Origin of the sequence: Marseilla massiliensis (assembly GCF_023336985.1) — a bacterium.
GTDB lineage: Bacteria > Bacteroidota > Bacteroidia > Bacteroidales > Bacteroidaceae > Prevotella > Prevotella intestinigallinarum.
Window position 1 is genome coordinate 195,490 of the sequence record NZ_JAMBLP010000004.1, and the last position, 23,901, is coordinate 219,390.

Here is a 23,901-nt window from a genome sequence, read left to right on the forward strand (position 1 = left end):
GCGGTGCCGTTTTGTCGGGTCATTTGCCCGATGTGCATAGGCTTGGCCTTTCTCAGGCTGGCCCATTCCTGTTTACGTTGCGCCCTGTGCCTGTTGTTTTGGTGGAAAATGAATTTTTTTGGGTTAAAATGAGTGTGTTGTACATACAATGGCCGCCGGATGCTGTCTGTGCATCGTGGAAAATTCGTATCTTTGCACTATATGTACAGTAACAAAACCACACACAGGGCGTCATGATGCAGCAGCTTTGCAGGCAAGATGCCATCAGTCGCATCGATGCGCTCTACGCTGAGCGCACGCCATTCCTTTTCATCATAGACTACGACGGGAGCCGCGCCTACGTAGAGCCCGTGGCCGACGTGGATGCCGCCGAGTGCATGTTTGACTTCGGCGGCACGGGCAATGGCGCCGGCAAGCGCCGCCGCAGGCCGTCGGCGCCGCAGTGGGGCTACACCCCCGAGAGCCTCGACGACTACCGGCGTGGCTTCGACACCGTTGTGAGCAATATCAAGGCAGGCAACAGCTACCTTGTCAACTACACCTGCCGCGTGCCGTTAGAGACCGACATGACCCTGCTCGAGATGTTCCTTTGCGCCGATGCCCGCTACAGGCTTTGGCTCAAAGACCGTTTCGTATGTTTCTCGCCTGAGTCGTTTGTGCGCATCGACGGCGGCGTCATACGGTCGTATCCCATGAAGGGCACAGCCAGCCTGTCGAAGCCGGGAGCCGAGCGCGAGCTGATGGACAATGTGAAAGAGGCCGCCGAGCACGCCACCATTGTCGACCTGATACGCAACGACCTGTCAATGGTGGCCGGCAATGTGCGTGTGGCCCGCTACCGTTATTGCGAGCGCATAGACACCAACCGCGGCCCGATATGCCAGACCAGTTCAGAGATATGCGGCGACCTGCTGCCGGGCTACGGCCGGCGCATGGGGCAGATACTGTTTTCGCTGTTGCCCGCCGGGTCGATAACGGGGGCGCCAAAGCGCAAGACCATGGAGATAATAAGCCGTGCCGAGACCTACGAGCGTGGCTTCTACACCGGCGTGATGGGCTATTCCGACGGGCGGATGGTAGACAGCGCGGTCATGATACGCTATGTGGAGCAGGGTGCCGGCGGCGAGCTCTGCTTCAAGGCCGGTGGCGGCATAACAGCCAAGAGCGACCTGCTCTCAGAGTATGAAGAGATGAAGCAAAAAGTGTATGTGCCGGTTTATTGAGACGATAAGGGTTGAGCGCGGACAGGCGTGCAACCTGCAGCTGCACCAGGCCCGCGTAGATGCCACCATGGCCCGCTTCTTTCCCGGCAGCCCGGGGGTGAGCCTGGCCGGCATCCTGAGCCTCGACCCCGTGTGGGATGGGGTGAAGTGCCGCGTGGTTTACGGGCGCGGTGGTGCCGAGAGCGTAACTTATGCGCCGTATGCCATGCGCCCTGTGGCCACGCTGCGCCTCGTAGAGGCCGACATAGACTATGGCTACAAGTTTGAAGACCGCCGGCAGATAGACCGTGCATTCGCTTTGCGGGGCGGTTGCGACGATGTGCTCATCGTGAGGCGCGGCATGGTGGCCGACACGTCGATAGCCAACGTGGCCTTCGGCGACGGCCGCGAGTGGTTCACGCCGCGCCATCCGTTGCTGCCAGGCACGCGGCGGGCGGCATTGCTGCGCGACGGAGTGGTGGGCGAGCTCGACATCAGAGTGGCCGACATACCGCGTTTCTCGCACATCATGCTCTTCAATGCCATGATACCCTGGGGCGCATGTTGCCTGCCGTCGGGCAGCATACGCTGATCCGCCCGTGCCCATGCGGTTGGCAGGCCGGGCATTGAATTTGTTTTACAACACCCCTTCTCTCACAACCCTACGCCCCGTACGGCTTTCCGTTACGGGCCTTTTTGCATGGCCGCATGGCCCGTTTCGCCAATCCGAAAGGGCCGTTTTGCAATGCTGTTTGGCGGCTTTGGCAACCCGTTGGATGCCAGGCGTTTGCCCGTTGTTGCTGTATTTGCCTGAAACAATCGCTTTTGTTTACACGCGATAAGATGCAAGCACCAAGTCGGGATGCCTGTAGCCATCGGTGTGTCTGCATGGTTTTCGACGGTCGCAAAAATAGGGCCTACCACTTGTTTTTTCTGTAATTTTGCATTAACTTTGCATTGGCAAAGCATTGGCGGCAAGCCGCCGGCGGGCCATGCCGGCCCGGGCCTGTGCCGCCCGCCGCCGTAGGTGGGCGGCGGTTGCCATGGACAGCAATGCCACAACATATTTTGAGATATGCAAAGACTGATAGATTTATACCGGCAGTGGGCCGGAGAGGCCCCGGCCAACGTGCAGAAGCTGCCCCAGGCAGGCAGCAACCGCGAGTATTACCGCATGGCCGATGCCGACGGGGCCACCGTGGTCGGCGTGGTGGGCACGAGCCGCGACGAAGACCATGCGTTCGTTTACCTCAGCAATCACTTCAACAAGAGGCGCCTGCCCGTGCCGCGTGTGCTCGCCGTGAGCGACGACGAGCTGTGCTACCTGCAGACCGACCTCGGCTCGGTGTCGCTCTTCGACGCCATTGCCGGTGGCAGGGAGGCCGGAGGGCGCTACAATGTCAACGAGAAAGAGCTGCTCGTGCGCACCATCAGGGAGCTGCCCGACATACAGATAAGGGGCGCCCGCGGGCTCGACTTCAGCCACTGCTACCCGCAGCCCGAGTTCAACATGGACAGCGTTCTGTTCGACCTCAACTATTTCAAGTATTGCTTCCTCAAGCCCACCGAGCTCGATTTCCACGAGCTGAAGCTCGAGGCCGACTTCCGGCTCTTTGCCAAAGACCTCACGGCAGAGCGCGCCGACAGTTTCATGTACCGCGACTTCCAGGCGCGCAACGTTATGCTCGACGGGCGCGGCAACCCGTGGTTCATCGACTTCCAGGGCGGGCGGCGCGGCCCGTATTACTACGACGTGGCCTCGTTTCTGTGGCAGGCGTCGGCCCGCTACTCGCATAAGCTGCGCCGCGAACTGGTGTACGAGTACTACGAGTCGCTGAAGAACTACACCGAGGTGCCCTCGGTGCGCCACTTCGTAGAGCAGCTCAGCCGCTTCGTCTTGTTCCGCACGCTGCAGGTGCTCGGTGCATACGGCTTCCGCGGATACTTCGAACAGAAGCGCCACTTCATCGACTCCATACCGCCGGCCATACAAAACCTGCGCGAGATGCTCGGCCTGAAGTGCTTCCCATACCCGTATATGATGGACATGTTGAGGCGGCTCACGGCCCTGCCCCGGTTTGCCACGATAGAGCAGCCCGCCCTCAACAGGGCCGACGGCTACCGCACGGCCCACACCAACGTTTACAAGGCGCACCCGCAAGACGGCCCGGCCACGTTTTCAAAGTACGACGGGCGCGGGCCGCTCGTGGTCAGGGTGTTCAGCTTTGCCTACCGCAACGGCATACCGGCCGACGAGTCGGGCAACGGAGGCGGCTATGTGTTCGACTGCCGCAGCACCCACAACCCCGGCCGCTATGAGCCCTACAAGAAGCTGACGGGGCTCGACGAGCCGGTGATACGCTTCCTCGAAGACGACGGCGAGATACTGGTTTTCCTCGAGAGCGTATATAAGTTGGCCGACGCCCACGTGCGCCGCTACATGCAGCGGGGCTTCACCGACCTGATGTTCTGCTTCGGGTGTACCGGCGGACAGCACCGCAGCGTCTACAGCGCGCAGCATCTGGCCGAGCACATCAACGGCAAGTTTGGCGTAGAGGTGCGCATAGTGCACCGCGAGCAAGGCATATCCACTGTGCTCGAGGCACGCAGCAAGGGCAAGGAGGGCCCACAGCCATGAGCGCCGGCGCCAGGATGCAGGCAATGGTATTTGCCGCCGGGCTCGGCACGCGGCTCAAGCCGCTCACCGACACCATGCCCAAGGCCATGGTGAGCGTTGGCGGCCGCCCGCTGCTGTGGCGGGTGCTGATGGGGCTTCGCGACGCCGGGGTGGGGCGGGTGGTGGTCAATGTGCACCATTTTTCAGGCCAGATAACCCGCTACCTGGCCGACAACGACAACTTCGGGATGGACATACGCATATCCGACGAGACCGACAGGCTGCTCGATACGGGCGGCGGACTGAAGAAGGCGGCGCCGCTCTTCTGCGGCGATGCGCCAATACTGATACACAATGTCGACATTATGAGCAACGTGCAGCTGGCTTCATTCTATGCCTCGGCGGCCGGGCCCGATGCCACGCTGCTTGTCAGCGAGCGACAGACCAAGCGCTATCTGCTCTTCTCGGCCGACATGAGGCTCGTAGGGTGGACAAACATTGAGACGGGCGAGGTGCGCAGTCCTTATCCAGGTCTTGACCCGCGGTCGTGCCGCATGTACGCCTTCTCGGGCATACACGTGTTCTCGCCCCGCCTGTTTCCGCTCATGCAGCCGTTTCCCGACAAGTTTGGCATCATCGATTTCTATCTCCGTGCCTGTGCCCAGGCCGACATACGCGGATGCCTGATGCCCCGACTCAGGCTGCTCGACGTGGGCAAGCTCGACACGCTTGCTGCCGCCGAAGAGTTTGTGGCCGGCGCCGGTGGCGGTGCCGGGGCCGCGCCGGTGGGGTGAAGCCCGTAGGCCTTGGCGCCCCGCCAGCATGGCGCCAAGGCAGCATTCACGCCGGCTGCATGGTGGCCGCGGGCTCCGTTCGGGCTCGAGGGCGTTAGGCCATGGTTGGCGTCAGCCGCCAGCGTGCATGTTTTCCGGGCCAAACGGGCGTCTCCCGGGCTTGCCGTGCCATTTCCGTTTGCTTCTGCCTAAAATACACAGCGGCCCGTTTGGCGGTATTGCATTTTTGTTGTAACTTTGCATTTAAAAACCTGATGTCTTGTCGATGTCGGGTGTTGGGCTAATAACTTTAATTACATAGTATGCAACAGAAGATCATTATCCTCGACTTTGGCTCACAAACCACGCAGCTCATCGGGCGCCGCGTGAGGGAGCTCGACACATTCTGTGAGGTTCTTCCGTACAACAAGTTCCCTAAAGACGACCCGTCTGTGATTGGCGTCATCCTCAGCGGCTCACCCTATTCGGTGCACGACCCCGAGGCGTTTAAGGCCGACCTCAGCCAGTTTGTGGGCCGCCTGCCGGTACTTGGCATCTGTTACGGGGCGCAGTTCATTGCCAACTCGGGTGGCGGCAAGGTCGAAAAGACCGATACCCGCGAGTATGGGCGTGCCCATCTGCAGTGGTTTGAAGCCGGGAACCCGCTCTTCAAGGGGTTCGACGCCAACTCGCAGGTGTGGATGAGCCATGGCGACACCATCACGGCCATACCCTCCGACTGTCGCGTAATAGCTTCTACGGGCAGCGTGAAGTATGCCGCTTACGCCAGCGACACAAATCCGCTGTGGGCCGTGCAGTTCCATCCCGAGGTGTTCCATACCACCCAGGGCAAGCAGCTTCTGCGCAACTTCGTGGTCGACATCTGCGGCAGCCGCCAGGAGTGGAGCCCGGCCTCGTTTGTAGAGACCACCGTGGCAGAGCTCAAGGAGCAGCTTGGCAACGACCGGGTGATACTCGGCCTGTCGGGCGGGGTAGACTCTTCGGTGTGTGCTGTGCTGCTTAACAAGGCCATAGGCCACAACCTCACCTGCATATTCGTAGACCACGGAATGCTCCGCAAGAACGAGTTTAACAAGGTGATGGACGCATACCAGGGCCTTGGGCTCAACGTGATAGGCATCGACGCGAGCGAGAAGTTCTTTGCCGACCTTGCCGGTGTGACCGACCCCGAGCAGAAACGAAAGATAATAGGGCGCGACTTCGTCGAGGTGTTCAACGCCGAAGCCAAGAAGATAACCGATGCCAAGTGGCTCGCCCAGGGCACCATCTACCCCGACAGGATAGAGAGCCTCAGCATCACGGGCATGGTGATAAAGAGCCACCACAACGTTGGCGGACTGCCCAAGGACATGCACCTGAAGCTGTGCGAGCCGCTGAAGTGGCTCTTCAAAGACGAGGTGCGCCGCGTGGGCTACGAGCTCGGCATGCCCGAACGGCTCATCAAGCGCCACCCCTTCCCCGGACCGGGACTGGCCGTGCGCATACTTGGCGACATAACTCGCGAGAGGGTGAGCATCCTTCAGGAGGCCGACGACATCTATCTGAACAATCTGGTGAGCTATATCTGCGAAGACGGCGAGCCGCTTTACGACAAGGTATGGCAGGCCGGGGCCGTGTTGCTGTCAAACATACGCAGCGTAGGCGTTATGGGCGACGAGCGCACGTATGAGCATCCCGTGGCTTTGCGCGCCGTGACCAGCACCGATGCCATGACGGCCGACTGGGCGAGGCTGCCCTACGACTTCCTTGCAAAGGTGTCAAACGAGATTATAAATAAGGTGAAAGGGGTCAACCGCGTTTGCTATGACATCTCTTCAAAACCACCTTCGACAATAGAGTGGGAGTGACCTCCGGCCTGCTTCCGCTTTTACAAAATCCCCATGGTGCGGTAGGGCTATGCCCGCCACATCATGGGGATTTTTTTATGCCGCGGCTGCGTGCGGCGTTGCCGGTCTTTGCGTTCCTGTGTAGAGAATGCTGTTTTGCAACAAGAACAATTATGAATGCCCGCAAGTTGCCAGGTGGTTATATTGAGTTGGCGGGAGTTGGGATTCATTGTGGTAGCCCGAATTTGGCGGACAACAGCTTTTGGGGGTGCTGTCTGCTACCTACAAGAGCGAGGGCATTGAGTGATAACTCATGCTTATTCCGGCCAACTCTTTTGCATTTAGCATTATAATTAGATTTTGTGAAGTTTCGGAATAGTGTCGTATGATGTGAAAATTATGTGCGGGCAGTTGGCCGTTACGTTGGTTTTTGCTATTCTTGCAAATGCCTAATCGGCCCCATGCGCCTGCACTCATAGTGCAGCAGCATACATAGCAGCTTGTGGAAGACTCAGCGTGGCCGTATCAATGCTTGATAACAGATATTATATACACACTAAAACTATATTAAAATGCAGACAAAGACCATACTAACGGCAATGGCCGCATTGCTGATGGGCGTATGCTCAGGCGTGCAGGCAAGGGTGAAGCCGACAGAGAAGCCGCGCATACTGATAAGCACCGACATAGGAGGCACCGACCCGGACGACAACCAATCGATGGCGCATTTCCTTATGTACAACGACGAGTTCGCAACCGAGGGCATCGTGTCGTCGCCGTCTTACGGCGATGGCAGCACCGATGAGATACTCCGCATGATAGGCGTCTATGAGCGCGACCTGCCCCGGCTGAGGCAGCATGCGCCGGGGCTGGCCCACCCCGACAGCCTGCGCGCGGTGACGAAACAGGGGCGCAAGGGTGCTGCCCCGCTCTGCGGATACTCCACGGCGACCGAAGGCTCTGACTGGATTGTGAGATGCGCCCGCAAGGAAAGCGCCAAACCGCTGTATGTGCTGGTGTGGGGCGGCCTCGACGACCTGGCGCAAGCCCTGCACGACGCGCCAGACATAGCCCGGAAGATACGCGTCTATTGGATTGGAGGGCCTAACAAGAAGTGGAGCATAAACAGCTACGTGTACATCGTTGAGAACTTCCCCGACCTGTGGTTCATTGAGAACAACGTGGCCTATCGCGCTTTCATTGCCGACGGGAAGAAGGACGACAAGTATAACAAGGGCTTCTATGACTACTTTGCCAAGAGGGCAGGGGCGCTCGGGGCCGACTTCGGCTCGTATCTGGGCGGGCGGCCCAAGATGGGCGACACGCCGGCATTGCTCTACATGATGGACGGCGACCCGGCCGACCCTGCCCGTGAGTCGTGGGGCGGGAGCTTCGAACCGTGTGACAGGAGCCCGAGGGTGGTGTTCCGACGTGCGGCTACTGCTGCCGACACGGTGCAGAACTACGCCATCATCGAGTTTCACGTGGCCGGCCCTGAACTGCCCGACTCAATGGTTGGGCGGCCCTGCGTGACGCTCAACATTGCGCGCCAGAGCTGGCCGGGCTACTACGTGGGCGGTGGTGACTATATGGTGAGATACTCCACTTACACCCTCGGTACGCTGCCTTACACCATCGTTTCTGATGTCGATGGATTCCCGGTGCAGAGCGGCGCGGTGACTATAGCGAACTCATGGCCCGGCCGACGTAGGCCCACCGACTACAGTCTGGGCCGCAATTGGTGGACAGACAAGAGCTCGCCAGAGCTGTTTCACTCTTACCTGCAGGGCGGGGCAACAATATATAAATGGCGCACCGAGGTGATGGACGACTGGGGCGAGCGCTGGTCGTGGCTTAAGTGAGCGGTCGGCGGCCGGCCATTCTCCATCTCCGGGGCATGGCAGGGCAATGCGGCGGCGCATCTGTCTATAGGCTGATGCGCCGCCGCCGTTTTGTTGTTGGGCCGCTGCGCGCCATGCACCTGTTGTTCCTTTGACTTGATGCCGTGCTCTGTTGCTTACAATACGGCACGTTTCAGAGTGCAAAGCTGCCCACCGTTGGTTTTTGACGCGCTTCCGTCCGCTCGCAAGCGGGCGTGAAACATTGTGCGGGTCGGGGCTTTTTGTGGCCTCGCGGCTTTCGCGTTTGCCATTTATTTAGTATATTTGCACTCGCAAATGCAGCGGTTGCAGCGTGCGGCAAGCACGGGGCGGCCGGCGCACAGCGCAATGAAGCCCGGAGCCAAGGGCCACAATGGGCGACCGCGAGAGGCCGCCGTCGGCGCGGCGAGGGCAGAAATGACATTTATAAACAACAGCATTGGCTATTATTCGCGTTCAAGAAAAAGCCTGAGAAACTGATTTCTGAAGCAACGGGAAATTAGTGCCGATGTTCACGGAGAGTCCGGGAGGCTTTCCCTACGTATACCATTGAAGTTGATGTTTGCGCCCATATAGGGTGCAGGCTATTCTTGGTATACGTCGGGTTTGTTTCTCAGGCTTCCCGTGAACGCGAGAGAAAGGTCTGCACCTTTTTTGTTTCCCCTTGCCAAGTGATTGATAGCACGGTGCGCAAAGGCTATCAATGACAATGGCAAACAACAATCTTCATGACGCAAAGGCGGCAAAGAAGGATGAGTTTTACACCAGCATCGAAGACATAAGCAACGAGTTGCGCCACTATCGCGACTTTTTCAGGGGCAAGTCGGTGCTGTGCAACTGCGACGATCCTTACGAAAGCAACTTCTTCAAGTTTTTCGCCCTCAACTTCAACTCGTGGGGGCTGCGCCGTCTCGTGGCCACTTGCTACGACGGTTCGCCTGTGGCCGGCAGCGAGCTGCGGCTGCCCTTCGATGACTACCCGGAGCCGGTGAGGCTGCGCACGGCCTACAAGATAGTGATAACCGAGGTGCCCGACCTCAACGGCGACGGGGCAACCGACATGGCAGACGTAGACATGCTGATACGCAACCGGGCCAACGTGCTAACCCGCCTCAATGGCAACGGCGACTTCCGCTCGCCTGAATGCGTGGCGATGCTGCGCGAGGCGGATGTAGTAGTGACCAACCCGCCGTTCTCGCTCTTTCGCGAATACCTCGCACAACTTATAAAGTATGGCAAGAAGTTTTTGATAATAGGCAGCCAGAATGCCATTACCAACAAAGATTTCTTCCCGCTGATACAGGCCGGGAAAGTGTGGTTGGGCTTCGGGTTTAAGGGTGGGGCCACCCATTTTTACTCTTGCTATGAAGACACGGCCACTTCTGGTGACCACCGCAAAGGCATGATTCGCGTCTCGGGCGTTGTCTGGTATACCAACATCGACCATAAAAAGCGGCACGAAACGCTCGACCTCTACAAGAAATACAATGCTGATGAATATCCATTTTATGATAATTACGATGCAATAAACGTAGACAAGACGGCCGACATTCCGTGTGATTACTACGGGATAATGGGCGTTCCGATAACGTTTATCGACAAATATAACCCTGAACAGTTTGAGATTCTCGGCCTGACCCAGATAGGATGCCACGACCTTGTGCCCGACATGCGCCGCTATGACGACTACGTCGAGGTGAACAGAAGCAGCGGAAGAGCCACTGGGGCATCGGGGCGGAAAACAAATGAGAACGCTGTTATGGCAGGTGAAGGCACTAAAAAGACTTTCTACCGAAACGCCGAAGGGCGCACGGTGCACTCGGAATATAAGCGGATATTGATACGCAGGAAGAAAAACGGCATATAGAAATGGAAATAAAGTTGCAAAGAATAACCATCCGTCAGCTCGTTGAGGGGTTCACAAACAACGACGAGGAGGGCGTGACGGGATATGGCGGGCGACTGAATATCCGCCCGAAGTACCAGCGGGAGTTTGTTTATGACGACAAGCAAAAGATGGCGGTGATAGACACTGTGTTCAAGGGCTACCCGCTGAACGTGATGTATTGGGTTGAGACCGGGGATGAGGCCTACGAGCTTCTCGACGGGCAGCAGCGCACGATGAGCATCTGCTCTTACTTTGCCGGGGAGTTTTTTGTTGACCTCGACGGCAACCTGAAAGGCTACGACAACCTGACCAGCGATGAGCGCGAGCGTTTTCTCGGATACAATCTGATGGTTTACATCTGCACGGGCGGCACAGACTCTGAGCGCATAGAGTGGTTTCAAACCATCAACATAGCCGGGGAGAAGCTCACCGGGCAGGAGATATTGAACGCTATTTATTGCGGCGAGTGGGTCACGGAGCTGAAACGCAAGTTCAGCAAGACGGGTTGCGTGGCCATGAAACTGGGCGGCGACTACGTGAAAGGTTCGCCAATACGCCAGGACGTGCTCCACACGGTGCTCGGATGGATAAGCGGCGGCGACGTGGCGGCATACATGGCGCGGCATCAGCGCGACACGAACGCCGACCGCGAGTGGCAGTATTTCCAGCGCGTGGTGGCGTGGATAAAGTCGGTTTTTCCCCGTGTGCGCCGCGAAATGAAAGACGTTGGCTGGGGCGTATTATACGATAAATACAAGGAACGCGACTTCAGCGCAACCGAACTTGAGGCCCGCGTGGCCGCGCTGATGGAGGATGAGGACGTAAGCCGCAAGGCCGGCGTCTACCCTTACGTGCTCTCCGGCGACGAGCGACAGCTGAGCATACGCGCCTTTACGCCCCGCATGAAGCGCGAGGCCTACGAGCGTCAGCACGGCATCTGCCCCTCGTGCGGCCTGCATTTCGACCTGTCGGGCATGGAGGGCGACTATATCACGCCGTGGCACGACGGCGGGCGCACCGTGGCCGACAACTGCCAGATGCTCTGCCGCGACTGCAACCGCCGAAAGGGAGGGCGTTGAGGTGCTTCGGCTTGTGTAAAGTGTTGGTGCGAGGCTGCGGGCTGCAGTGTGCCGCCGGGCTGATTGATTGTGTGGCTTTGCGTGTGGCCGGAATGTGCTGGCAGGGCCGTCGGCAGGGTAATCCGTGCCTGTTGGGGTGAATGAAGCCGCTGGGGATAAGCAAATCGGGAGCGCCATGGCATACGCCGGCACTCCCGATAGTGGCTGTTTGAAATAAGTTGGGCCTGTTGATGGCCGGTTGCGATGGCTGCTGGGCGTTACGCCGGTTTTGCGCCATCTGCCGTCGAAGGCCATGAGAGCCAAGGTGCTTGTCAATACTCCAGCACTAGCGTCTGGCGCGGACGGAGCTTGAAGTCGTTGCTTATGTCGTATTTGCGGCCCGAAGTGACGTCGCGTGCCACGGTGCCTTGCGGCACAACCTCGGCGTAGCGGGCGGCAGAGAACGTGTTGTCAGACTTCTTTCCGTTGATGACCACGAGCACGTTCTTGCCATTGTACGAGCGGTTGATGGCGTAAACGCCCTTTATCGGTATAAACTGCGTCATCGTTCCTTTGGTCACCACCTCGTTGCCTTGGCGCCAATGCAGCAGTCGGCTCAGCCAGTTGAACATGGCGTTCTCTGCCTGTGTGCGCCCTTCGGCAGTGAAGGCGTTGCGCTTGTCGCCCGGGAAACCGCCGGGGAAGTCCTTGCGCACGTTGCCGTCGGTCACCTGCTTGGTGCCGTTCATCAGTATCTCCGTGCCGTAGTATATCTGCGGAATGCGCTTCACGGTGAGCAGCAGCGCCAGTGCCTGCTTCAGCGCGAGGGTGTCGCGGCCGTTGCCCAGGAATCGGTCGGTGTCGTGGTTGTCTATGAATGCCATCACGCTCTCGGGGTTGGGGTAGAGGTAGTCGTATACAAAGTTGTTGTATATTCGGTTCATCCCCTGCCACCAGTCGTCGGTTTCCTCGTTCTTTGCCTGGTTTATCTTGTCGTAGAAGCTGAAGTCCATCACGGTCTTCAAGTGGCTGTTGGCCTTGGCCACCTTCGAGTCTTTCTGCCAGGCAGCCGTGTATGCAGGCTCCGTCACCCACGTTTCGCCCACGGTGTTGAAGTTGGGATACTCGTCGTTGAGCTCTTTCATCCAGCGGGCCATGCCGTCGGCAAAGGCGTAGGGATAGGTGTCCATGCGTATTCCGTCTATTCCCACCGTCTCAATCCACCAGATGCTGTTCTGTATGAGGTAGGTCATCACGTGCGGGTTGTGCTGGTTCAGGTCGGGCATTGTGGGCACAAACCATCCCTCTACGGTCTCTTTCGTGTCTATCTTCGAAGCGTATGGGTCTACCACCGGCGTTAGCTTGTAGCTCGTCTGCAGGTAGTCTTCGTTCGGTTTCGGTGTTCCGCCCGACTTCTCGAGCCACTGCGGCTGGTTGAGCCAGTCGTGGCTGGGCATGTCTTTTATCCACGGATGGTCGAAACCGCAGTGGTTGAATATCATGTCCATCACCACTTTGAGCCCTTTGCCGTGGGCTTCGTCGGTCAGCCGGCGGTATTCCTCGTTGGTGCCGAAGCGCGGGTCAACCTTGTAGTAGTCCGTTGTGGCATACCCGTGGTAGGTGCTGTTGCCGCCGTTGTCGGGGCTGTTGTTTTCGAGCACCGGCGTAAACCACAGCGCGGTTACTCCGAGTTGCTTGAAGTAGTCGAGGTGTTGGCGTATGCCTTCCAGGTCGCCGCCGTGGCGCAGGCTGGGTTGCGAGCGGTCGTTCTTGTAGGGCATCATGCCTTTAATCTGGTCGTTGTCAGTCTTGCCCGATGCAAACCGGTCGGGCATAAGCATGTAGAGCACGTCGGCGTTGGTGAATCCCATGCGCTCGTCGCCGCGCTTGTCGCGTCTCTTCAGCTGGTACTTCACTTTCTTCCCCGAGAAATTGAGCGTCATCTCTCCGGGTTGCGCGCCGCTGAGGTTGAGGTAAACGAGCAGGTAGTTGGGCGAGTCGAGCCTCACGATGCTGTCTATCCTCACCCCGGGATAGTCGGTCTTTACCTCGGCTTTGCTTACGTCTTTGCCGTAAACCATAAGTTGCAGCGACGGGTTTTTCATCCCCACATACCAGTCGGTGGGGTCGATTCGGTCGATTTTCAATGCTGCGTTCATAGCCATTGCTGTTGTTAGCATAGCTATTGTCAATAACTTCCGTTTCATGTTTTTATTGTGTTATGCCTTATTGTCTTGCCTTGTTCACTTACTGCGTACCTCCGTTACAGTCTTTTGCTGCGTTGTTGGCAATGCATGGCGCCACTTGCCGTTTGCGGGCAGCAATCAGAACTATGAGGCATTTTAGCTGCGGCGTGATTTCAGGCGGGTTTTCATTAGTCGTGGAGTATCAGTGCCGACTGCGCGCTTACGGTGGCTTCGCTGCCGCTGAAGGTAGAAAGGCCATTCTCGTCTATCTTTCCCTCGTGGCATACAATGGTGTAGTTGCCCTGCGGGATGGCCACCTTGCGCTGTTGCTTGGCGGCATTGAGTATGACGATGATGTTGCGCCAGTCGTCGCGGCCGGCGTAGTCTTTCAGGCGGAAGGCCACCAGCCCGGGCTGCGTGGGCAGGAACTCGAGGTGGCGGCGCACCAAATCGGCCGAGCCCAGGCGGAATGCCGGGTGGTTGCGGCGCAGCCTTGTCAGGTTCTTGTAGTAGTCCATCACCTGCGGATAGCGATCCATGTTGTTCCAGTCGAGGCGGTTGATGCTGTCGGGAGAGTTGTAGCTGTTGTGCACACCCTTCTTGTCGCGCAGCATTTCCTCGCCGCTCAGTATGAACGGAACGCCCTGCGAGGTGAGCACCGCCGTCTGTGCCAGCATGTCGAGGCGTATCAGTTCGTCGGTCGTTATGCCCGGTATGCTCGCCCTCAGGCGGTCGGTGAGGCACATGTCGTCGTGACAACTCACGTAGCTTATCATCTGTGTGGGCTGCGATGCCCATGCCTCTGTCGAGTAATTCACCTTCGACATGTCTACCTGCGGGTGCTCGATGGCCCCTGCAATGCCAAACTTAATGCTCTCCTCCTCGCCAGGCTTGCCTGCAAGGAACGCCCCTTTGGTGTCGTCGCTGAACGGGCCGCGCAGCGCATCGCGCAGTTCGTCGCTGAAGGCGGCAATGCCCGGCATGGCCTTCATGTTGGCTTTGAGGCCCAGTTGCTCAGTGGGCAGGGCGCAGCTGCCTGCGCTCCATCCCTCGCCATAGATGAAAATGGTGGGGTCAACCTCGTCGACGGCCTTGCGGATGGCGTTCATTGTCTCTATGTCGTGGCAGCCCATGAGGTCGAACCTAAAGCCGTCGATGTGGTATTCGTCAATCCAGTAGAGCACCGACTCAACCATGAAGCGGCGCATCATTTCGCGCTCCGATGCTGTTTCGTTGCCGCACCCCGAGCCGTCGGAGTATTTGCCGTCGGCCGTCTTGCGGTAGAAGTAATCGGGATATGTGCGCTGGAAGTTGCTGCCGTCGATGTTGAAGGTGTGGTTGTAGACCACGTCGAGAATGACGCGGATGCCAGCCTTGTGCAACGCCTGCACCATCTGCTTGAACTCACGGATGCGTGTTTCGGGCTTATACGGGTCGGTAGAGTAAGAGCCGTCGGGCACATTATAGTTTACCGGGTCGTATCCCCAGTTGTATTGTGGCGTCGAAAGGCGCGTCTCGTCGACAGACGCATAGTCGAACGACGGCAGTATGTGCACGGCGTTGACACCGAGTTCCTTGAGGTGGGCGATGGCCTTGGGGTCGGTCAGCGCCAGGAACTTGCCACCGTTGGCTATCCCCGACGAAGCGTCGATGGAGTAGTCGCGGTGGTGCATCTCGTAGATGACGAGGTCGGCCGGCGACTTCACCACAGGCCTGCGGTCGTCGTTCCAGCCGGCAGGGTCGGTCTTGTCCATGTCTATGATGGCCGCCCTCTGCCCGTTCACACCCACGGCCTTGGCAAAAACGCCGGCGCATTCGCCCCTCCCGGTGTCGAATGTGTAGAAGCGGCCCATCAGGTTGCCCGTCACGGTGGCCGTCCATGTGTCGGCGGCCGTGCGTTCCATCTTCACCGTGCGATCAGGTCGTCCTTTGTGCCCGGCCTTGTAAATCCTCAGTTTCACGGTTTTTGCATTGTCGGGTGCAAACAGCCTGAATGTTGTCTGCTCCGGGGTGTAGTCGGCTTCGTTGAAAGTCTGTGCCCCGGCGGCCGCCGGCAGCATTGCTGCCAGCAGCCCGGTCAATATCGTCTTTTGAGTTTTCATTTCATGATGCAGTTTGTTTATTTGGCAAAGAGCGACATGGCGAATCCGCCGCCGCGTGCTTCCTTGATTTTCAGCACGTCGCCTTTCTTAACCGTCTTGTGGGTGATGGTATAGGCTTTAGGGTTCTTCTCGTAGTCGGCATCCTTTGCGTCTTGGTATATCGAGCACTCATACTTGCGCCCTTTGTCCAGGAAGTCGAGCTTCACCACGGCCGTGTGTCCCTCTTCGCCACACTTTCCGCCAACGAACCAGTTGTCGGTTCCCTTGGCCTTGCGGGCCACGGTGATATACTTGGCCGGTTCGGCCTCAAGGTATTTCGAGTCGTCCCAGTCGACAGCCACGTCGCGGATGAACTGGAAAGCGTCGTCGTACTTCTCGTAATGCTCCGGCAGGTCGGCCGCCATCTGCAGCGGACTGTACATGACGAGGTAGAGCGAGAGCTGTCCGCAGAGCGTGGTGTGCACGAACGACGGGTTGTCGCTCCATGTCGAGAGCTGCGTCTCGAATATTCCCGGCGTATAGTCCATCGGGCCGCCCTGCAGGCGTGTGAACGGCAGGATTACCGTGTGGTAGGGTGCGCTGCCCCCGAAGGCCTCGTATTCAGTGCCGCGGGCGCTCTCGTTGCCTATCAGGTTTGGCCATGTGCGGCACAGGCCGGTGGGGCGGGTGGCCTCGTGTGCGTTGACCATTATCTTGTGCTTGGCGGCCTCGGTCACCGCGCGCAGGTAGTGGTTGTTCATCAGCTGGCTGTAGTGGTGCTCGCCGCGGGGTATGATGTCGCCCACGTAGCCGCTCTTCACGGCGTTGTAGCCATACTTGTTCATCAGCGAGTAGGCCTGCTCCATCCATCTCTCGTAGTTCCAAACCGACGAAGACGTCTCGTGGTGCATCATCAGTTTCACTCCCTTTGAGTGTGCGTAGTCGTTGAGCATCTTGATGTCGAAGTCGGGGTAGGGCGTGATGAAGTCGAACACATCGAGCTTAGAGTGGCCGAACCAGTCTTCCCAGCCTTCGTTCCAGCCCTCGACGAGCACCTGGTCGAGCCCGTTCTTGGCGGCGAAATCGATGTATCTCTTCACCTTCTCGTTGTTTGCCGAGTGAGTGCCGTTGGGCTTGCACTTGGCGTAGTCGGTCTGTCCGAGGTGCACCGACGGCAGGTCGTTGGTGTAGCTCCACGTGCCTTTGCCCACAATCATCTCCCACCACACGCCGCAATACTTCACCGGCTTTATCCACGAGGTGTCTTCAATCTTGCATGGTTCGTTGAGGTTGAGAATGAGGTTTGAGGCAAGCATGTCGCGCGCGTCGTCGCTCACCATCACCGTTCGCCACGGAGTGTTGAACGGAGTCTGTATGTATCCCTTCATGCCTTGGCCGTCGGGGGTGAGCCAAGAGGTGAAAGTCATGGTCTTGTCGTCAAGGTTCAGGTGCATGGTGGCATAGTTTACGCATGCAGCCTCGTGGATGTTGATGTACAGCCCGTCGTCGGTCTTGAGCTGCAGCGACGTCTGCACGCCCGTGTCTGAGAATGGTGTCTGCGACGAGTTGGGCGTTATGGCCTCCTTCATCTTGCCCCTTATCTCCGACAGTCGCGAGATTACCGTCTCATACTCCTGCGTGTCGTAGTCGCCCGGAATCCAGTAGGCCGTGTGGTCGCCGGCCATTGCAAACTCCGTGCGCTCCTCCTTGATGACGAAATAGTTGAGTTGTTCCTGCTGGGGGAACTCGTAGCGCAGTCCCATGCCGTCGTCGTAGACGCGGAAGCGTATGGTCATGTCGCGCTTGGTGGCCGCCTGCGACAGCGTGACGGCCATCTCGTTGTAGTGGTTGCGTATGGTGGCCGTTTCGCCCCACACCGGTTTCCATGTCTCGTCGAACGAAGACGTGTCGGTCGACTTGACCGTGAATCCGTCCATCAGGTCGGTTTCCTCCATGCCTTTGCTGGCGTGTTTGCTCTTGGCCAGCTCCAGCCCGAGGTGGCTCGGCTTTACCACCGCCTTGCCTTTGTATGACATTTCGTAGACTGGGCGGCCTCCGTCGAGCGAGAACTTCACTTCCACGTTGCCGTTGGGTGATGTTACTGTCTGTGCTGCCACCATGAGAGGTGCAGCCAGGATTGATAGCATGATGTTGCGTTTCATTATGTTGTCTTTAGTTATCAGTTAATAATTGATTATAATGACTGTCTGTCGTTGTTGCCGGTTTGTGGCCCTATGTGTGCCGTTGTGTGGCGTTTCCTTGTTCCGGCAAGTGGTAGCGGGGTGATTGCCCGATGAAACCAAACTAACTGCGATGGCCGCTACGTGTTTAGTACAGCAGTGTTGCTGCCTTGACTTGACAATAAGTGGGCAACCACTCCCGCTACCTTAGCGATGCGATATGAGCGTGCGGGGCGTCGGCCGCAGCCACTTCGGGCGCGGCCGGCTGCCGGTCATTTCCTTCCGCTGGCGGCAATCATGTCGCCGATCTGCCTGTTGAAGCCTTCGGCCTTCATCAGGTTCTCTATGGTTATGTGCATACGGTACCTCCAGTAGTGCCGCGGGTTGGCCGGTATGTTGATGCGTTCGGCGTCGGCGTCGGCCAGCCTCAGGTCTTCGTCGGTGGCCATCCAGTCTTGCAGCGATAGCAAGCAGAGCATCGACGGGCTCGACAGGTTGCGCCACACAATGTCTTTGGCGAGCCACCCGGGCAGCGGGTGGGGTGCCGGTCCCTGGTGGTTGAGCGTGTTGTTGAAGAAGTCTTGCGTTTGTGGCCAGTCTTCGTCCCACCACTGCCTCAGCGTGGGCATGTCGTGGGTTGATATGGTGCACACCGACAGGTACGGGTTCTTTTCGAGCGCCCCGAACCTCAGGTGGTTGTCTTTTGGCATCGACTGGATTTCGAGGCTCAGTATGTGCAGCTGCCTCATCACCCATGGCACGCAGTCGGGCACCATGCCCAGGTCTTCGGCACAGGGCAGCATGCGTGTGGCCTCGGTCAGTATGGGCAGCTTCTTCATGGCCTCCTCATACCAGAACTGATTGTTGCGGTGGTAGAAATAGTCGTTGTAAATGCGGTTGAAGGCCTCTTTGTCGCAGTCCCACAGCGCCTCGTAGATGAAGTCGAGCTGCACACCGATGCGCGGATGGAACAAGTCGTGGCGCTTGCGGTCGCGCACAAAGAGCACGTCGCTTATGAGGGCGTATAGACCGTCGCGCAGCCATGTGTCGCTGTCGGACGTCTTTCCGCTGAAAGCAGCCTCGACCTTGCGCTGCGTGTCGTATTGCGGCAGCATGCGGTAGCGGTCGCCGCATCGCTCAAGGTAGTTGTCCTTCACCTCGCCGGCCCTTTCGCGGAATATGCGGTCGAGCACCCAGTCGGTGATGAACGGCGTGGTGTAGAACTCTTCCTGGAAGTGCAGGCCGTAGGCCTCAATCTCTTCGCGCGACAGTCCGAGCGACGGCGAGAACTGCCCCAGCAGCCCGTGCACCGCGTCGATGGGTATTTCCCAGATGCGGAAGAAGCCGAGCACATGGTCAATGCGGAAAGCGTCGAAGAATTCGGCCATGTTGCGGAACCTGCGCACCCACCAAGAGCATCCGTCGGCCAGCATGGCGTCCCAGTTGTATGTGGGTAATCCCCAGTTCTGTCCTTTGGTAGTGAATGCGTCGGGCGGTGCCCCCGCCTGTCCGTTGAGGTTGAAATACCTTGGCTCTACCCATGCCTCGACGCCGTCGCGGCTGATGCCTATGGGTATGTCGCCCTTCAGTATGATGTTGCGCGAGCGTGCGTATTCGTGGGCTCCGCGCATCTGGGTGTACAGGTTGTATTGCACGAAATACCAGAACGCCACCTCGCGGTAGCTCTCGGATGCCGGGTTGGCCATCAACAGGCGTTCGCCCTCGTCGAAGCGGCGGTGGTCGGGCCACGACCCGAACGAGGCCGTGCCATACATGTCGCGGTAGTGGCAGAAGGCGGCGTAAGGCACGAGCCACTGCTTGTTGGCCTCGAAGAATTGTGCAAACGAGCCCCGCTGCATCATTGCCTCGCCCTGTTCGGCATAGAGTTCGCGCAGATAGGCCAGCTTGGCGTTGTTCACCCGTTCGTAGTCAATCTGCGGCAGGGCGTTGAGCTCGGTGCGCAGTTGCTCATAGTGCTTGCGCCTTGCCTCGTCGGCGAGCGGCGGCAGCTGCCTCAGGTCGGTGTACTGCGGGTGCAGGGCATAGATGCTTATGCTGTTGTAAGGGTATGAGTCGGTCCAGGTGTGGGTGATGCCCGTGTCGTTGATGGGCAGCAGCTGCAGGGCGCGCTGCCCGGTCTGTGCCGCCCAGTCGGTCATCAGGCGCAGGTCGCCGAAGTCGCCCACGCCGAAGCTGCCTTCAGAGCGCAGCGAGAACACCGGTATCACAGTGCCTGCCATGCGCCAGGCTGGGGCTTCGAGGCGTGCCTGCTGCAGTTCGCACACCATGGTCTCGCCGGCCCCGAGCGCCGGTATGCTCATCCTTCGGTTGTCGCCCCATTCCCACTTGTAGGCCAAGGGGCTCTCGCTGTCGGCAGCCACAAACTTGAATTCTATGTTTTTTGCAAACAGCCTGTCGGTGTCTATCACGGCCATCCATTCGTTTGGCTTGTGCTCGGCCATGGGGTATCCCTTGGCAGCGTTCCATTCGCCGAGCAGCGAGTCGTTGCCCACCATGACGAGTTTCTGGTTACCTGCCAGCTGCGGGGCCTTCACTTTCAGCACCACCGCGTGGCGCGGCCTTTGCCCGGCCTGCGTGTTTGTGTGGCTGCGGGCAGCCACACATTCGGTTATCGCCGAGCTGTAGAGGTGGGCATCGTCGGGCAGGTCGGTCCAGTTGTCGTAGATATGGTAAGTCTGGCTGCCGTCGAGCTCAAGCCTGTGCGGGCTCACCATCCACTCGTGCCTGGCCCGGCAGCCGTTTTTCATCACGCTGTAGTAGTAGTCAATTGTTTCAGGCAGCTTCTTGTCAACGGCTACGTTGCAAGACCATTGGCTCCCCTCGTCGGTGTCCATGGCGATGGTCTTGTCGCTCCCATCGTCGTTGAAGGCTATTATGTTCAACGCCAGCTCTTCACCATAGCGGGTGTTGTAGTTAATGTTAAAATGTAAATTCATATATGGTGGTTTTTAGTTTACGAGTGTAAAGTTACGAATTTAGCTGATAGGCAGTTACGTGTTGACCATCGAAAAGGTTGATTGTTTGTGCAATCGGTTGCGCATTGCCCCGCGGTCAATGCCCGTTTCATTGCGTCGGGGCCCTATCCCCCGCCTGGCATCTGGGCTCCCTAATCCAGTGGCTTTTGCCAATGCCTTGCCATCCGGCATGTAGGTTTCCCGTGCGGCAATATCCTGTCAGGCCCTGAGTCGGCCAGGTTGCTTCGCCAAAAGAAAGCGGCCGAGGGCAGTCGGCACAGCCGGTTGGCGGGCCGCCAGGGCCACTTTGGGTTGGTTGCCGGGCGGCGTTTCATGGCCGGCTTACCGCCCAGGAAAGCGTGGCGTTGGCAGCCTGTTTTGCGGTATGTGCCGTTTTGCGTTGCCGAACGGCCCGTATTGCATGCCAAAACGGCCCGTTCCTCATTCTCAAACGGCCGCTTTTGCCGTGGCTTGGCCCACCGCTCTTTCGGCAAGGGCGCCGGCCAATATTCGCGGCAGCAGCGCAGGGGCGCTTTGGGCACTGATGAACGGTAGTGTATAAAGGCACAGACCGGCATCCGGCGGCATGGTAGCCTGTTTGGAAAAAAATATGCCGGGAACCACCCCGGCATATTCATTTATGCTGCATTCGTGCCGCCCCGGCCTCACTGCCTGTCTTTGATGACCGCCACGCATGCCGCCCCGACTATGAGGCAGATGCCAGCCACCAGGAGCATGTTGCTCTGCGAGCTGCCCACCATCGACAGTATGGTGCCGCCGAATGCGGCCGCCACTATCTGCGGTATGCAAATGGTGCCGTTGAACAAGCCCAGGTACACACCCATGTGGCCGTGGCCTTCGAGCGCGTTGGTGACCAGGGCGAAGGGCATGGCCAGCATGGCGGCCCATGCGCAGCCTATGAGCAGGTAGGGGACGAAGAGCACGTATTGGTTGTGGATGAACGGCACCATGCAGAAGCCGGCGCCGCCCAGGATGAGGCTGAGGCTGTAGGCCAGCTTGCGGCCGGGTATGACCGAGAGCACCACGGCCCATACAACGCTGCCCACGGCCTGCACGGCGAAGAGCACGCCCACCCAGTTGCCGGCTGCCTGGTAGCCTTCGGATGCCACGTCGGTGGTTTGCCAGCAAGTCTCGGCTATGGTGCCGTTGGTGTAAGTCCACATGTACATGAACGCCGCCCAGCAGAAAAACTGTACGAGGCCCACGGTCCAGAATGTCGACGGAGCATTGCGCAGCAGCCGCATGATGTTCACCTTCTCTTCGTTTAGCGGCTTGTCGAGCCCGTGATACTCGGCATATTCGGCCGGGGGCATCTCTTTCACCTTTGCAGTGGTGTAGATGACGCAGAGTATCAGTATGGCAGCGCCGATGTAGAACGAATAGATGACCGAGTCGGGCACCACGCCCTTGGGGGCCACGTTGCTAATGCCGAGCACTGTGAAGAAGAACGGGAACACATAGCCCACCAGCGAGCCGGCGTTGCAAAGGAAGCTCTGTATGGAGTAGGCCAGCGTCTTCTGCTTCTCGTTGACCATGTCGCCCACGAGCATCTTGAATGGCTGCATGGCCATGTTGATGCTCGTGTCGAGGAACATCAGGGCGCACAGCCCGAATATCATTGCGGTGGATACTGTCATGCCCAGCGACCCTGCGTTGGGCAGCAGGCACATCACGACGACAGCCGCGGCGGCGCCCACGAACAGGTAGGGTATGCGCCTGCCGAAGCGGCACCATGTCTTGTCGCTCAGGGTGCCCACGATGGGCTGCACTATGATGCCCATCAGTGGCGGCAGAATCCAGAAGTAACTCAGTGAATGGGGGTCGGCGCCGAGCGTGGCGAATATGCGCGCGATGTTGGCGCTCTGGAGTGCGTAGGCTATCTGCACCCCAAAGAATCCGAAACTAATGTTCCATAGTTTCCAGAACGATAAATCCGGTTTTGTCTTCATATTTATGTTTTAAGTTATTGGCTTTGTCGTTTGCCCGTACGGGCCTTCGTCGGCTTTCGCCCGCGGGGCCGGGCCGCAGCGTGCCCCGGGATATGCCGGCGCCCTGTCGCAGGGCGCCGCAGGCTCTCGTCCACCGCCGGGGGGCGGTTACAGCGTTGAGCCTCTCACTATGAGCTGGGTGCGGACAACGCGCTTCTCTACCTTTTCTATCGACAGCGTGCCCTTCACCTGGCTTATCAGTATGTCGGCTGCCTCCATGCCCATGACGTGGCCGCGCTGCTCTACGGTGGTCAGCATGGGGTCGCAGGCCGTGCTGCGGTTGCTGTTGGTAAACCCGCAGATGGCAATGTCGTCGGGCACCCTGAACCCTTTTTGCTTGGTTGCGTAGAGAGCTCCTATGGCAGTGTCGTCGTTGACGGCGAAGATGGCGTCGGGATGGTCGTCGCCTTCAAGTATCATCGGGGTTATTCGCTCGGCTTCCTCCATCGTGTCGCATTCGTAGACAAGGTTGCTGTCGGCCTTCAGGCCGTGGCGGAGCATGGCGTCTTTCCATCCGTTGAAGCGGTTCTTGAATATCTCGAGCGACTGCTGCGAGCCGAAGAAGGCTATGCGCTTGCAGCCCGTCTCGATGAGATGCGACACGGCGTTGTAGGCGCCAATGTAGTCGTCGACCACCACGCGGCTGGCATCGACGCCCGTGCAGATGCGGTCGCAGAATACTATGGGCATGTCGTTCTCCACATACTGGGTGAAGTGGGCATACTTCTTCGTGTCTTTGGCCTGGACGACAATCAGTCCGCACACCTTATATTTATAGAAATTGTTGCACAGGGTCACCTCGCGCTCGTAGCTCTCGCAACTCTGGTTGACCATCACGAGGAAGCCCTCGGCCGAAGCTTTCTCTACGATGCCGGAGATGATTGAGGCGAAATAGTAGTGCACAATCTCGGGAACGACCACGCCTATGGTCTTCTGCGGCTCCACCTTGCTATGGCGCAACGTGCCAGCCAGGGCGTTGGGAATGAAGTTGTGCTCCCGCGCGAAGGCCTGAATCTCAGCCCTACGCTCGGGACTTATGCGCGGCGAGTCTTTCAGTGCCCTTGATACTGTGGATACTGAAGTGCCCATCTGGCGCGCAATGTCCTTCATTGTCAGTTGTGTCGACCTCTTGCCCATCGTCTTCTTTGCTTGCGACGACAAAATTATTCAAAACTCCCTAAGTGGAGGGTAACACATTATTAAAT

The 23,901-nt window shown here is 58.5% G+C and carries 14 protein-coding genes; 8 read left to right on the forward strand and 6 right to left on the reverse strand.

What is annotated here, in order from left to right:
- The first annotated feature begins 236 nt into the window (after positions 1-236).
- The 8 genes from M3089_RS04900 (at position 237) to M3089_RS04935 (ending at position 11,286) form a co-directional block, all read left to right on the forward strand.
- A complete protein-coding gene (locus M3089_RS04900; protein WP_249082202.1) occupies positions 237-1,223 on the forward strand; it encodes an aminodeoxychorismate synthase component I in 987 nt (328 codons plus the stop codon).
- Positions 1,207-1,794, forward strand: a complete 588-nt coding sequence (locus tag M3089_RS04905; protein ID WP_249082083.1) for an aminotransferase class IV family protein — start codon at positions 1,207-1,209, stop codon at positions 1,792-1,794. Before M3089_RS04900 ends, M3089_RS04905 begins: the two co-directional genes overlap by 17 nt.
- 483 nt (positions 1,795-2,277) lie before the next feature.
- Complete coding sequence (locus M3089_RS04910) at positions 2,278-3,840, forward strand: RapZ C-terminal domain-containing protein (protein ID WP_205108896.1); 1,563 nt, start codon at positions 2,278-2,280, stop codon at positions 3,838-3,840.
- A gap of 14 nt (positions 3,841-3,854) precedes the next feature.
- Entirely contained in the window at positions 3,855-4,613 is a 759-nt protein-coding gene (locus M3089_RS04915) for a sugar phosphate nucleotidyltransferase (protein ID WP_205108894.1), read from the forward strand.
- A gap of 302 nt (positions 4,614-4,915) precedes the next feature.
- Positions 4,916-6,460, forward strand: a complete 1,545-nt coding sequence (gene guaA / locus M3089_RS04920; protein WP_205108893.1) for a glutamine-hydrolyzing GMP synthase — start codon at positions 4,916-4,918, stop codon at positions 6,458-6,460.
- Between the two features lie 551 nt (positions 6,461-7,011).
- The gene (locus M3089_RS04925) at positions 7,012-8,301 is read left to right on the forward strand and encodes a DUF1593 domain-containing protein (RefSeq protein ID WP_249082084.1); all 1,290 of its coding nucleotides are present in this window, start codon (positions 7,012-7,014) and stop codon (positions 8,299-8,301) included.
- A gap of 727 nt (positions 8,302-9,028) precedes the next feature.
- Positions 9,029-10,186: an adenine-specific methyltransferase EcoRI family protein gene (locus M3089_RS04930; RefSeq protein ID WP_249082087.1), complete on the forward strand. Its 1,158-nt coding sequence runs from the start codon at positions 9,029-9,031 to the stop codon at positions 10,184-10,186.
- A gap of 2 nt (positions 10,187-10,188) precedes the next feature.
- Positions 10,189-11,286 carry a GmrSD restriction endonuclease domain-containing protein gene (locus tag M3089_RS04935; protein ID WP_249082091.1) on the forward strand — a complete coding sequence of 366 codons (1,098 nt, stop codon included), beginning with the start codon at positions 10,189-10,191 and terminating at the stop codon, positions 11,284-11,286.
- Between the two features lie 311 nt (positions 11,287-11,597).
- Here the strand turns inward: M3089_RS04935 and M3089_RS04940 are convergent, their stop codons facing one another.
- The 6 genes from M3089_RS04940 to M3089_RS04965 all read right to left on the reverse strand — a co-directional run bounded on the left by M3089_RS04940 (position 11,598) and on the right by M3089_RS04965 (position 23,833).
- Positions 11,598-13,472, reverse strand: coding sequence for a glycoside hydrolase family 13 protein (locus M3089_RS04940; RefSeq protein ID WP_249082095.1), 1,875 nt, complete (start codon positions 13,470-13,472; stop codon positions 11,598-11,600).
- Between the two features lie 167 nt (positions 13,473-13,639).
- The gene (gene pulA, locus M3089_RS04945) at positions 13,640-15,553 is read right to left on the reverse strand and encodes a type I pullulanase (RefSeq protein ID WP_249082099.1); all 1,914 of its coding nucleotides are present in this window, start codon (positions 15,551-15,553) and stop codon (positions 13,640-13,642) included.
- Between the two features lie 17 nt (positions 15,554-15,570).
- Positions 15,571-17,694: a glycoside hydrolase family 97 protein gene (locus M3089_RS04950; protein ID WP_249082103.1), complete on the reverse strand. Its 2,124-nt coding sequence runs from the start codon at positions 17,692-17,694 to the stop codon at positions 15,571-15,573.
- A gap of 290 nt (positions 17,695-17,984) precedes the next feature.
- Complete coding sequence (locus M3089_RS04955) at positions 17,985-20,669, reverse strand: 4-alpha-glucanotransferase (protein WP_249082105.1); 2,685 nt, start codon at positions 20,667-20,669, stop codon at positions 17,985-17,987.
- A 683-nt stretch (positions 20,670-21,352) separates the two neighbouring features.
- Positions 21,353-22,657: an MFS transporter gene (locus tag M3089_RS04960; protein WP_249082107.1), complete on the reverse strand. Its 1,305-nt coding sequence runs from the start codon at positions 22,655-22,657 to the stop codon at positions 21,353-21,355.
- A gap of 147 nt (positions 22,658-22,804) precedes the next feature.
- Positions 22,805-23,833 (reverse strand): LacI family DNA-binding transcriptional regulator, encoded by a 1,029-nt coding sequence (locus M3089_RS04965; RefSeq protein ID WP_249082109.1) that lies wholly within the window; start codon positions 23,831-23,833, stop codon positions 22,805-22,807.
- Positions 23,834-23,901: the final 68 nt, after the last annotated feature.

Bases quoted from the DNA above. Each gene is read 5' to 3' on its own strand.
- M3089_RS04900 (WP_249082202.1), top strand. From the start codon at position 237: ATGCAGCAGCTTTGCAGGCAAGATGCCATCAGTCGCATCGATGCGCTC.
- M3089_RS04905 (WP_249082083.1), top strand. From the start codon at position 1,207: ATGTGCCGGTTTATTGAGACGATAAGGGTTGAGCGCGGACAGGCGTGC.
- M3089_RS04910 (WP_205108896.1), top strand. From the start codon at position 2,278: ATGCAAAGACTGATAGATTTATACCGGCAGTGGGCCGGAGAGGCCCCG.
- M3089_RS04915 (WP_205108894.1), top strand. From the start codon at position 3,855: ATGCAGGCAATGGTATTTGCCGCCGGGCTCGGCACGCGGCTCAAGCCG.
- guaA (WP_205108893.1), top strand. From the start codon at position 4,916: ATGCAACAGAAGATCATTATCCTCGACTTTGGCTCACAAACCACGCAG.
- M3089_RS04925 (WP_249082084.1), top strand. From the start codon at position 7,012: ATGCAGACAAAGACCATACTAACGGCAATGGCCGCATTGCTGATGGGC.
- M3089_RS04930 (WP_249082087.1), top strand. From the start codon at position 9,029: ATGGCAAACAACAATCTTCATGACGCAAAGGCGGCAAAGAAGGATGAG.
- M3089_RS04935 (WP_249082091.1), top strand. From the start codon at position 10,189: ATGGAAATAAAGTTGCAAAGAATAACCATCCGTCAGCTCGTTGAGGGG.
- M3089_RS04940 (WP_249082095.1), bottom strand. From the start codon at position 13,472: ATGAAACGGAAGTTATTGACAATAGCTATGCTAACAACAGCAATGGCT.
- pulA (WP_249082099.1), bottom strand. From the start codon at position 15,553: ATGAAAACTCAAAAGACGATATTGACCGGGCTGCTGGCAGCAATGCTG.
- M3089_RS04950 (WP_249082103.1), bottom strand. From the start codon at position 17,694: ATGAAACGCAACATCATGCTATCAATCCTGGCTGCACCTCTCATGGTG.
- M3089_RS04955 (WP_249082105.1), bottom strand. From the start codon at position 20,669: ATGAATTTACATTTTAACATTAACTACAACACCCGCTATGGTGAAGAG.
- M3089_RS04960 (WP_249082107.1), bottom strand. From the start codon at position 22,657: ATGAAGACAAAACCGGATTTATCGTTCTGGAAACTATGGAACATTAGT.
- M3089_RS04965 (WP_249082109.1), bottom strand. From the start codon at position 23,833: ATGGGCAAGAGGTCGACACAACTGACAATGAAGGACATTGCGCGCCAG.